The following is an 11,905-nucleotide window of genomic DNA, read 5'->3' as shown; positions in this document are numbered from 1 at the left end:
CCCGCTGGATCAGAAGGATATGCAACACGATGATTCCTGAGACGGCCACCGACCCGCAACGAGATCGAACAAACCGGCACAAGGGACGGATCTCACGCCGTTCCGTGCTGAGTGGGCTCGGTGCAATCGGTATTGGGACTCTTGCAGGCTGTCTCGGGTCGCCGAATACAGACGCCGAATTCAGCACCGGTGGCGACGATGAACAGTACAGAGAGGCGGCAGCGTCGTTTCTCACGACGGCCACGCTGTATAAAACGCCCAGCTGTGAGTGCTGTCTTGAGTATACCTCGTATCTCGAAGAGGCCACTGACGCCGACATTGAGGTCGTGGAAGTGGATGATCTCGCGGAAACGAAAGACGAGTACAACGTCCCTCGGGACGTCGAGAGCTGTCACACGATGGACGCTGGTGAGTATTTCGTCGAAGGCCACGTCCCGCAAGAAGCCATCGGGAAACTCGCAGTAGAGGAACCCGACGTGGCAGGAATCGCCTTACCAAATATGCCACGAGGATCACCAGGAATGCCCGGCAAGAAAGCCGAAGAGTTCGTCATCTATGCAGTATCCGATGACGGATCGTATGATGAATTCATGACTATTTAACGGACTCGCGCACTCAAAATGGCACCTACTGTCTAATTATAGATCCGAGATGCAGACGCTTAGAGTTTTGATATCTAAAGGGGAATTGGAGTAAATGCAGGATACCTTATGCCTTATATGGTGGATTTCATCGAAGACCTGTTCACACTCGTGTCGAAAACCGCCGAAGTCCTTCTCTTGGTCATCTTGGGCGTCTTGTATTACATCGAAATGGCTAGGAGCGTAGACAAATGCGGATGCTACCCGATGAAGTACCTTTCAAAACAATGAGTACGAAGCTCCCCACACGTCCAACCAACGTATCCATGGATCGCCAGACAGCAGATCGCCTCGTCGCTGTGCTCGTCATCAGTATTCTCACCGTCGGCGGCTACGCCACACTGCGTGCATACTGGCGGCTTCGCACCACGAGCGGTATGATGCAAATGATGCCCGGGATGGACCCACTCTGGTACGCGTTCGGGACGCTCATCGCCGTCAGCGCCGTGCTTGGCACGTATGCTCTCGCCCGTGACACATTCACGACTACCCCGACGGGGACGGACGATACCGAAACCAACCGGGACACGGAGACCAATACTGAGCAGGAGCAAACCAAGACAGCGTCCGTACGAGACTCCGACCACAAGGATACCCCCGCTCCTCGGCTTCTCGATATGCTCCCAGAAGACGAACAGCGAGTAATCGAGCCCGTTCTCGACACCCCGGGCCTCACACAGGTCGAACTGCGTGCCCGCTCTGATTTTTCGAAAGCTAAAGTCAGCCAAACCGTCACTGAACTCGAAGACCGGGGGCTCCTCTACCGTGAAACGCAGGGCCGAACGTACCGCGTGTATCCCGGTGAACTGCTCAAAGATGAAGACCAACAATAACGATTCTGTCCATTCGAAACCACCAATGACCGAACCTCTTGAGTCACAAAGCGATAGCAAGTCTCGCATTACCCGCCGAGCAGTGCTGGGCGTAGGCCTCGCCACCGCTACCGGGGCGGGGGCCACTGGCTACGCCGCGACACGGTATCTACGAGCCGAGTCAGCACCCGAATCACAGGAGCATCCGGAGTCAACCGACGGTGATCCTGACCAACAGTACCACTTAACCGCCACAATCGGAGAGCTCGATGTTGCCCCGGGGGAAACGATCGAGACGTGGCTCTACAACGACCAGTATCCCGGCCCGGAATTGAGAGTCGAGGAAGGTGAGCGCGTGCAGATCACCGTCGAAAACGACCTTCCTGAAGAGACGTCGGTTCACTGGCACGGAATGGCACTCAAGGACGCGAATGAAATGGACGGTGTTCCGGGCGTGACCCAACCCCCAATTGAACCGAGTGACGAGTTCGTCTACGAATTCGACGTCGCTCCGACGGGCACCCACTGGTATCACAGCCACGTCGGGTTACAACTCGACCGGGGCTTACTCGGGCCGCTCATCGTCGAAGAGGCTGACCCACACGTCGAGTACGACCGCGAACACACGATCGTTCTCGATGAGTATCTTGCTTCTGAACCCGAAGTTACGTCGGAAGGTATGGGCATGATGGGCGGATTTCCCGGCGCGCCACCGTACGACGGGACGTTGGTCAACGGGAAGCTGCCGAGCGAACCGGACACGTTGACGGTTATGGAAGGCGAGCGGGTTCGCCTACGGTTTCTCAACGCTGGCTCAGCAACCACGTACCGCGTTGCCATCGCCGGGCACCCGATGGAAATCACGCACGCAGACGGCCCAGGAGTCGAGCCGGTCGAAGTCGATGGGTTCGACATCGGGATGGGCGAGCGCTTCGACGCGATCATCACTGCTAATGAGCCCGGAACGTGGGAGATTCAAGTCCATCCTCTCGGCGAGGAGGCTCCAGCTGGACGCGCCACCCTGCAGTACGAGGAGACTGATGATGAAGAGCCTCGTGATGAACTCTCTGGCTCACAGCTCCTCGACTACAGCGATCTTCGCGCCGTTGACTCGCTTGACCAGTACGACGGGTCACCGGACTACACGATCGATCTCGACCTGTCGTCTGGCGGGATGATGGGTGGGGGAGACGAAGACGAGTGGACGATCAACGGCCAGGCGTATCCCGACGCAGATCCACTCCGAATCGAAGAAGGCGAGCACGTTCAGGTTCAGGTGACCAACCACAGTCCCATGCGCCACCCGATGCATCTTCATGGCCATCATTTCGAAGTTGACGGTGCACTTCAGGACACGGTGACGGTCCCGGGTCACATGGGACAGCGGACGCTGAACTTCGTCGCGGATAACCCTGGTGACTGGTTCTTCCACTGCCACAACCTCTACCACATGGAAACTGGGATGGTTCGCGTATTTGAGTACGACTAGGGATCTGTCTCACAGATTTCAATCCGTAGGTGTATCATCACCACGTCCCGCTCGTTATCGTCGAGAGAGAAGGGCAATAGCTGTCACGAATAACACCGTAGCCAGCTCGTATTGATACGTGATGAGAAGCACGAATGCCGAGGATGTGCCTGCAATCCCGGCAATCATGGAAGTGAATACTGGTGCGGCACAGCCGGGACATGGAGCCAACCCAACGATGCCACCAAACGCCGAGTTCGTAATATCCAGAACGGCCACGTAGAGAAGATACGCTAATGCGAGATAACCAATCACCTGGTACGGGATCAACACCAGGCTGGCCCACTCTCCTGAGTACAACAGCGTCGGCCCCCATCCGAGTGAGCGCCAAGTAATGCCGAATCCAGCCGCTCCAGTTACCTGCTCAAGTGCGGTTGAACTCGGTCTGAGCAAGCCCGACAGATAGAGTATGAGCAGGAAATATGTCGCTGCGCTTCCGAAGGCGGCTGCTCTGTGTTTTATGCCCCGTGTGGTGGGAGCCGCCCGTAATACGGCCCAGGCTGCCACATTTAGCCAGATGAACGGGATGAGAGCATACCGAAATCCTGGGACAGTTACGCCGGTCAGGACGGTGTATGTAATTGTTACAAGGATTTGGAGGGACAAAAGGAGATTCACTACGGTGAGTGTATAGAGGTCAATCTTGATGGCGTTATGCACCCGGCTTAGAGATAGTTCGACCATATTACAAGGCGAGTTTTGAATATCGGAGATGATGAGATGGGTGAGTAAAATACTCTCGAAAGTTCCCTAGTAGCAGCCAAAATCTGGTATAGGAGTAGATAGGACTGAGAGGTTGACTCTTCGTCAGTCCGGTAATGTCTAGTCATCGGTTCATCACTTCCTCAGCGGAAATGCGGTTATCGAGCGATTGATTTGGATGGTGCCGGTTGTAATAGTGGATGAAGGCAGCGACCCAGAGCCCGAGTGGTCTGCGTAAGTTATGGGCCCTCAGTTGGAGAACGAGCCCTTTCCAATTCATTCCGGTGCCGTCTAATGGTTTTGCAGTGGATCTCACGCCTGTTCTGGAAGGATTCAATTTTGCGCTGACCACTCCGCTGGCTCGCCGCCCCATCCACGTCTGGTGGAAGCGATCGATCCCCATCGCCAGCGACTGGAACATATCTCGATCAGATTCCACCCGACATAATCCAGATGGCCGTGGAGATCGCACCGGGCAGGGGCGGTCAGGTAGCCCATTCCGTCAACGAGAAACGTCGCCTCCGAGAGGTCGTGTTTCTCGGCCAGCCGGCCGAGAAACTCGGCCGTTGGATCCGTTCCTCGACGAGGAGAAATCCAGACATCCAGCAGATGTTTCGTCTCGACGTCGATCGCGGCGTACAACCAGTGTTGCTCGGTTCCGATCGTCACCGCTGTTTCGTCGACAGCGACCCGCGACGGCTTCGCCGCCGGCGGGTCTGGAGCCTCTTCTGCAACCCGGTGAACCCACTGAAACACTGCCTGATGTGACCGAGTCACGCCAAACATTTCGAGAGCTGCAGCGGTCTCACGAAGTGAGAGTCCTGACGCATGGAGCCGCACCGTGAGCGACCTCAGAGCACTCGCGGTGCTTTCCCCAGCCCAACAGTCAAGCGGATCGGCTTCGAGCGTAACAGTGAGCGGTTCTTGGGTGTGCATGACAGCCAAACCTAAGAACTGCTCGCTCGTTGACTAGACACTAGCCTACCTGCGAATAAGTCATATCGCAGCTTCGAACCGATCGAGAGCATGAACTCGCCCGCGTTGAGGCGGGCGGGCTGCCAGCCGAGCTGTGTATCGTGACGTCTTTCGATCGTCCAGTGAACGTCGAGGACAACTTGTAACTCTGTATCGATGAAAGCGGTTGTTTTGAGCGTCTGAACGCGGTAATTCGCTCGTCGGCAGTAGTATTTGCTCGCGTTCTTACGGTCGAAAAACATCGCATCCATCACAGCGTGACCTGATGGTTCGTGCAGCTGTACTCACAGGCGCAACAACGCTCGCCACATCGCTATCCCGATCCCATCAAATCCTTTACTAGAGTCGAGAGATCCAGGAAACCGGCCGCATTGAGGCCAATTTCCTCGAGTATTTGTTGCGTCTCGTTAAAGAAGAGGGGCGCTTCGCGATAGGATTTCTCCAGGTAAATCTGCAGACAATGGAGCGAAACAACGGCATAGTCGACGAACCCGCCGCCACCCTTCGGGGGAGCGGATTCGTCTCAACCACCAACAGCACTTTGAGCCAACGCCACCACCTTTCCAGTGAAGCAGGAAATTTTGGACATGAAGCATCCACCGTTTCCCGCTTCACCTCCCTAGTTCTAACGGCACAACCCGACGTTGTCTAGCGATTCACCAGAGCTAGTCATATAGAACGCCGTACGATTATCGAGGAAACAGGACGCGGAACCACTGCTCCTTCTCGGTTGGGTATCCTACAATAAGTGAGTAGAGACTAGCCGTAAGGAAAAGCATGAACACGAGATGCGTGAGCTGGATGCCTGCTGGCCAATACATCAAGAATATCACCTTACTGACGACGGTGATACCAGTTCCGAGAGCGATTAATCCCATGAATCGTCGATGGACAACGACGAAATCGCCGGAGTAGAGAAGGAATGCGACACCTGCAACCACTCCCATCCCGATTACTACTTCATAGAGTTCTATGAGTCCGATAATCATCCTTGATCACCCCCTGGAGCTTCGCTTATACGCGGATGAAGCTGAATGAGACGCACCACACCAATACCTAGTCCTGTAAACGCAAGCGGCTCAAGCAGATCTACAACGGGTGGATGGCTTGGCCACAGTAGCACGAGACCGTGTGCGAGCACGAACAGTATTGGAACGCAAACTAACGGCTGTAACAAACGGCAGTAGCTCGTATGGCGAAATCGGAGGTAGGCCACTAACGCTAACCCAATTGCCACGATTCCTATAAGTCCAGAGACCACCAAGATGATCGTGACGAGTTGATCTGACGTCATACCTACTCGGTGGGTGGTCCACCCCCATCAGTAATGGGGGTCGAAAGCAGAGTCTTTGATTATTTTCAAGGTGATACTCCGTTATGGTTCGAGTGCGTCAGCTGATACTTCTGTGTACGCGTCGTCGAGTCCCTGAGCGTCTTCCTCAAGTAATGCGACGATGAGATACGGTGCAAACTCGGCCAAGTAATCAATTAACCGAGCAATTCGTTCGGCGTCGATTGCTTCGAGCGAATCCAGTAGTATCACTGGAATCGTTTCGTATACATCGTGAACGAGATAGCCCGCAAGCGCGACCACGAGCCCGATCACTTCCCGTTCACTTTCGCTCAGATGATCAATCGTATCTTCGTATACTGTACCATCCTCGGTTGACCGCACCACATGTAACTCGAGGCTTCCCTCGGATCCACTATCCGATGCTTTCCGCTCAATCCAGACTCGTTCAATATTCTCGTACTCTAATAGTGATAGGACTGTGGCCATATGTTCATTGAACGCGTCAACAGCATCACGTTCTAAGTCCTCGATGCGTGTTCGTAATGATTCGAGTTCGTCCCGTAGTTGTGCCTGCTGAGCCTCGAGCTGCTCACGCTCGTCAGTCACTGCTTTAAGTTCCCGAATTTGATCTTCAACGTCAGTTAGTTCTTGCTCGATCTGGCCCCGTTCATATTCCAGTTCAGAGAGCTGCTCATACTGCTCAACTAGCTCGCTCTCACGGAGGTCTTCAGTCTTTGTAACCTCGTCCTCTAACTCGCGGATTTCCGTTTGGACATCGGCGGCTTTGTCTTCGAGGTCACCGACCTGCTGTTCTCGACGCTGCATCTGCCGATCGACTTCATTAAGTCGTTCTTTAAGTTCTTGCCGTCTCTCTTCCCGTGAACGAATGCTCTTGAGTTTCTCGCGGACTTCGGCGAGTTGGGTCTGAATTTCCTGTCGCTCGGTACGTTTATCCTCGACGATGTTTCGCAGTTCAGTCAGTTGAGTGTCGATTTCTCGCCGTTTGACGTGACTCCCACAGGTCCAGCATTCAACCGTGGCTGACATGGGATCAAGTTCGGCCGTCGTATCTGGTTCAGACTGCTCCTCCCCAATGGGCACATTAGGTGAGTCGATCAGTCCCTCGTTAAACTCTACGAGTGCAGAGAGGTCATTAATTGAATTCTGTAGCTCGTGTTCGCGATCCTGTAACCGATCGAGTTCGTGTTCGAGACGCCCGCGGTCTGCGTCCCGTTCATCGATCTGCTCGACCTCCTCAGAAATTTCCGCATGCTCCTCTCGTAATGCCTCAAGAGTCGATTGCTGGGTTTCGATCTGGTCGCGGGTCCGTGTGAGCGTCTGTCGACGGGATTCAAGTTCGTCCAGAAGGTCTTCCGCAGCTTCAGCCATTTCGACATCAACCTCCTGGCCGGCTACCTGCTCGCGAAGCGCCTCGAGTTTTTCTGTGGTGTCTTCAAGGTCTGCTTGGAGGGCGGTTCGGCGCTCTTCAAGTCCAGGGAGGCGATCACGCTCACGCTCGATTTCTTCGAGACGCGTACTTACTTGCTGGCGCTCACGTTCGAATTCCCCGATACGTTCCTGAATGTAATCCGTATCGACGGGCTGCATGAGGACGTTACGGAGATCGTCCCCTCGTTCAACAGCACGACGAGCTGGGTTGTCCTCAAGAAGACACACAAACAGATCAACGAGTTCAGAATTATTAGCATATGGGTCGCCCTCAGCGATGACCGTTCCACCAGATTGACGGTTATAGTGACGTGTGTAGGTCTCACCATCGAATTCAAGCCGGACACTTCCCTCCTCAGTATCACTTTTCAGTGAGGCGGTAGAGCCACCGAGTGCACCGGCGATCGCACTTAGCAGTGAAGTTCGATTCGTCGCATTCTGGCCAGTGAGTACGGTCACGCCGGAATCGAACTCGATTTCGCATCTGTTGATCCCACCGATGTTACGGACAGATACTGTTGCAGGCGTCGCGTTCGTGTGTTGTGGCATGGTTTCTGAGTATGTCAATAATTCGCTGGTAGGCACTTAGTCACAACGGACGATGGAAGACAGCGGAATCGGGATGTCCGAAGACGAGGCGCGATAGGAGCACCAATTGTATCGGCAACCAGTTTACGGAGCGTCGTCCGATGAACTGTGGCAATCGCACCCGCCACGCTTTAGGAACTCTCGTAGATGGAAAGTGTTTCCTGTGTTTTCACAAGTTACCCTGACTGATTGCGTCACATCAAGGTGACCAGCCTCAATGAGTCCAGCCTTGTGAAGACGTGTAAGAGTATTCTCAATTACGGATCGATTACGGGATTGGGACCATTCAATCGTATCTTCAGCGTCATCAAGCGTGATTTGCGCTTGTCGTTTCGTATCGATTCCCAGACAATTTTGGAGATGCCGCTTCACAGTCTGGTGGGAAATGAAATCTTCTTCAACGTCACTGGCTGGCGGGCCAGCCCGTTCGAGCTGTGAGCGTATCTCTGTTTTTCGTCCAGGAGCGCTATCATTCTGTGTGAGGACCTGGTAGATGCTTTCAGTATCTCCGATGAGGGCCACTTCTGCGTCCATCAGAGCTCGTTCGAGAACACGTTTATTGATGAGTGTCTCTAAGCTGCGGAGGCTATTGCCATTGCGATGCTGACGCCGTATCTCGCTATCCAAGTCCGAAAGATTGTATTTCTGGATAATTCGTTCGACCTTGCACATAGCCGCTTAATGAATCCTAGGGGGGACAGCGGATATTCTAATCGGTCTCGCTGAACTACACGAGCCAACCAGTTCGAGCACAGACTGTCGGTACCGCCTATCCTGTGCTAGGATAGGACGTGGATAGGTGATGGCTCCCACGAGTAAACTCTGAGTTTCCTCATTCCACGACAGGGCTTCTACCCGACGGCACAGTGGCCCCAGTCTCCAGAGGCGTTTGGGTCGGTTCGGCTCGACCCCATCCTGCTGATATAGTGTTAAACACCCCCAGCGTTATATAGCGTACGAGATTCATCCCACGGCTCAAGTCCTGTCTCTTACCCATAAATCGAGCTGGTATAGTAAGAGAACGGGATCGATGAATGCGACCAAAAATCCGAGTTTTACCGACCTATCTAGCCCCAAGTTATGATTTCGACGATCTCACTCACCCACGTTCATCCACCCCTCACCGTCGATATCATTATCCGGATCACTTCCCACCTCAATCTGTTAGTCGCAAATCGAGGTCGCGAGCGTCTGAAACGCTCGTGTGGAGCGCCGTGCACTTGTGGGTAAGAGACAGGGCTCAAGTCGTGGGCTTTCTCCTTGCTACCTGTGTAATTTTACATCGTGCTCATGGCATTTTTCAGATTACTTGGGTCCAGCAGTTGGCGTAGCTCTGGAGCCAGGTTTTGCCGTTTTCCAGTTCGGTGATTCTGAAACGATCTCAAACTGGTAGGTTCGTTGATTTATCTACTGGAATATACGTTTGGCGACGTATCGATTTCCGTGTATCTCGTGACAAAATCGGAGGTCATGACGGTGGAGTGAAGATTTGAGCCACGGCACAGAATCGACGAGAAACACGGCGTCTTCGACGTCGTGTTTCTTTATGAGTTCAGAGAGAAAGATCGAGGTAATTCTTTCGTCCCGTCGATAATAGTCTGACGTGGATGAATTCGTCGTATCTGGGTCGGCGGCAGCGTACACTCAGTAACGCTGGTCGTTGTGTTGGATCACTGTCTCGTCGAGCGCGACGTAATCCAGCTGTTCGCCATCTGTCGGTTGTAGATTAGCTTTCTGGACTAGTTGTGAAGGTCAAGCGAGCTCGCTCAGGACTGAATACCCTAAAAAAGAAATATTATTTGAAAGTGGCCGTTAGCGCATTGGAGTTGGCCACTCAACTGCATCAGTTCGCGCGGCGTCTGCTCTCGCTCCACAAAATCAAACTGGATTTCAATGCTAGCTCCGTTGAGGCGGCGAAATTCTGGTATTCCACCTCGAATCCCACCCCCTCATCCCTTCAATTTCTCACCTGAACAGTGCCTGTGCGTTAAGAATAATAGACTTTGACGGCATGACGAAAATGGACACGTTATCCCTCCCACTAATGTTGTTACAATAACTCTGCTGTAATATACATCGATCTGTTCAGTGACGATCTGAATCGGCTTGTTACAATAGCGCTATCGTAAGGCACGCTGCTCTGTTGAATCTTCCTGATTGCGGTTGTCTCAATATCCCGCAAAGGTAGTATAGCACTCAAAGCGCCTGAGAATCAGTAGCAATGGACTGCCCGGTCTTCTCGAGATCATCCAACGATGGCTACCCTGTGGTTGCAGCAGGGTCCATATACCAATAGGGTTCTATCTCAAGGAGATTTCGACCGATCCAACAAGATCGAGGGAAGGCGCATTAAGCGCTTTGCCAGAGTGCTCGATGCGCCAGTATATCGTTTTGTATGTAACCTCGATTTCACACTGTAATTGCCGAAAACTTGTGTTAAACCGGAGGAACGCATAAATTGAGAACCACCACCGGCGGAGTGCCATTTTGGAGTGAGCAAAGATTGTGCCAGTTTTGTGGTTGAATGTGTGGCTACAATCCTTATAGAAATACCGCTGAAAGTGCCCATATCTGCCATTTCTGACCTGGAGTGGTTGGCATAACCTTTGCATCTCTCCAGTCTGCAAGCTGCGGCTCTTCATCCTATCAATCTCGGTCTCAGTGACCACGTGTTCAAACGTTGCGCAGACCACTCACGGTCAGAAACCGGCAGCGGGGGCAAGTCACACCCTCACGCCAACGAACTTGCACCAACAGGTCCGCTTCGGCCGATTCCGACCCAAACACATCCAACGGAATCATTCCTGCCAGGCACCGCTGACGCGGCGCCCTTGTCCTCTTTGACTCAACAGCTACCGCTCAGCAGCATCAACAATCTCCTACCCAAGAGGGTCCGCTTTATATGTGATACCAAATAGTAGTGGGCGGGAACAGACGGCGAAAAAGAAGCCAATTCACAGGAAACATCCGTGACCTGATTAAAGCGGTGCCCGGCATGTCGTCATCCACCTAGAGTACAGTGACAGCGGCTGAAAGGATTGGCTGTAGGATGTAGGTTTGATGAGGCACAGCAGGTCCGAAACCATGGTGAATGAGGATGAGGTTAATCGAGCAAAGGTGGCAAGCGGTAGCGGTTATATCCAATTAATGTACCACTGGTACATTTGGGTGATACCTTCAATCTGTGTTTCAATGGTATTCTGAGCTAGCTGTTCTACTTCGGCAGATCGGCCTTCTCTTAGGACCACCTTCGATAGCTGAACAGCCCCGCGGTGATGGTACGGAAAGATCTCCAGAAATCGCAGATCGAACTCTTCACCTTCTAATGTTTTCAAGTATGCGCGTTCGTTCGGCTTCGGTTCGCCTGGAATCCCCGTAATTAGTACTCGAACGTCCTCAAGGTCGATATCTAACACACATCCGGGATCGATTCCAGCGTCTGAGAGGATGCTTTTTATTTTCTCTAGGCCTTCAATCTGGTTATTGATGGACTGCTCCAGAAAGTTACGTAGTTCCTGATGTTCGGCCCGATTGAGGGCCATCTCTCCAATTTGGATCGCACTCCGGTGGTGATAGGCAAGTAACTGGAGATAGGAAACGTCTGCCAGATTGAGCCCTTCAGAATCACCATCGCCGTTTTCCTCATCTCCGGCGCTAACGGGTGCTGTCCCCGAGAGCCCTAGTGCAAGCCCACTAGAAGTGAGCGTACCTGTCTTTAGGAATGACCGACGAAACAAGCTATTGTCCACTACGGCGTTCTGATGTCCATCTTCCATCATTGCGTACCCACTGTGGCGTTTCGACTATTTAAAACCGGCGTGAGCCGGTAGTGACGGCCTGATGTCTGTGATTTCCACGTCATCAGATAGGCCGTCATCGGGTGAAACGGATGCCAACAACATCAATTCTGTCGAAA

The 11,905-nt window shown here is 53.1% G+C and carries 8 protein-coding genes and 3 pseudogenes; 3 read left to right on the top strand and 8 right to left on the bottom strand.

The features are described 5' to 3' along the window. The first annotated feature begins 104 nt into the window (after window positions 1-104). The 3 genes from LCF40_RS21010 to LCF40_RS21000 all read left to right on the top strand — a co-directional run bounded on the left by LCF40_RS21010 (window position 105) and on the right by LCF40_RS21000 (window position 2,942). The gene (locus LCF40_RS21010) at window positions 105-602 is read left to right on the top strand and encodes a DUF411 domain-containing protein (RefSeq protein WP_224830100.1); all 498 of its coding nucleotides are present in this window, start codon (window positions 105-107) and stop codon (window positions 600-602) included. A 266-nt stretch (window positions 603-868) separates the two neighbouring features. Further along, entirely contained in the window at window positions 869-1,474 is a 606-nt protein-coding gene (locus LCF40_RS21005; protein WP_224830099.1) for a helix-turn-helix transcriptional regulator, read from the top strand. Beyond that, window positions 1,458-2,942, top strand: coding sequence for a multicopper oxidase family protein (locus LCF40_RS21000; protein WP_224830098.1), 1,485 nt, complete (start codon window positions 1,458-1,460; stop codon window positions 2,940-2,942). Before LCF40_RS21005 ends, LCF40_RS21000 begins: the two co-directional genes overlap by 17 nt. A 54-nt stretch (window positions 2,943-2,996) precedes the next feature. Here the strand turns inward: LCF40_RS21000 and LCF40_RS20995 are convergent, their stop codons facing one another. The 8 genes and pseudogenes from LCF40_RS20995 to LCF40_RS20955 form a co-directional block, all read right to left on the bottom strand. Next, complete coding sequence (locus LCF40_RS20995; RefSeq protein WP_224830097.1) at window positions 2,997-3,665, bottom strand: DUF7546 family protein; 669 nt, start codon at window positions 3,663-3,665, stop codon at window positions 2,997-2,999. 142 nt (window positions 3,666-3,807) lie between these two features. Then, window positions 3,808-4,619, bottom strand: a pseudogene (locus LCF40_RS20990) (IS6 family transposase). 59 nt (window positions 4,620-4,678) lie between these two features. Next, window positions 4,679-5,247: pseudogene (locus LCF40_RS20985) on the bottom strand (transposase); the annotation flags it as partial. A 100-nt stretch (window positions 5,248-5,347) separates the two neighbouring features. Continuing rightward, on the bottom strand, window positions 5,348-5,647 hold the full coding sequence (locus tag LCF40_RS20980; RefSeq protein WP_224830096.1) for a hypothetical protein: 300 nt from the start codon (window positions 5,645-5,647) through the stop codon (window positions 5,348-5,350). A gap of 386 nt (window positions 5,648-6,033) precedes the next feature. Continuing rightward, a complete protein-coding gene (locus LCF40_RS20975; protein ID WP_224830095.1) occupies window positions 6,034-7,950 on the bottom strand; it encodes an archaea-specific SMC-related protein in 1,917 nt (638 codons plus the stop codon). Window positions 7,951-8,073: 123 nt separating this feature from the next. Further along, window positions 8,074-8,661 (bottom strand): rod-determining factor RdfA, encoded by a 588-nt coding sequence (gene rdfA, locus LCF40_RS23900; RefSeq protein WP_380682763.1) that lies wholly within the window; start codon window positions 8,659-8,661, stop codon window positions 8,074-8,076. A 1,640-nt stretch (window positions 8,662-10,301) separates the two neighbouring features. Next, a pseudogene (locus tag LCF40_RS23895) lies at window positions 10,302-10,791 on the bottom strand (transposase); the annotation flags it as partial. Window positions 10,792-11,123: 332 nt separating this feature from the next. Next, a complete protein-coding gene (locus LCF40_RS20955; RefSeq protein WP_224830093.1) occupies window positions 11,124-11,768 on the bottom strand; it encodes a DUF305 domain-containing protein in 645 nt (214 codons plus the stop codon). Between the last annotated feature and the right edge of the window lie 137 nt (window positions 11,769-11,905).

The sequence above is a fragment of the Saliphagus infecundisoli genome (assembly GCF_020177375.1).
In the GTDB taxonomy this organism is placed as follows: Archaea; Halobacteriota; Halobacteria; order Halobacteriales; family Natrialbaceae; genus Saliphagus; species Saliphagus infecundisoli.
This window is presented reverse-complemented; position numbering and strand designations above follow the sequence as displayed.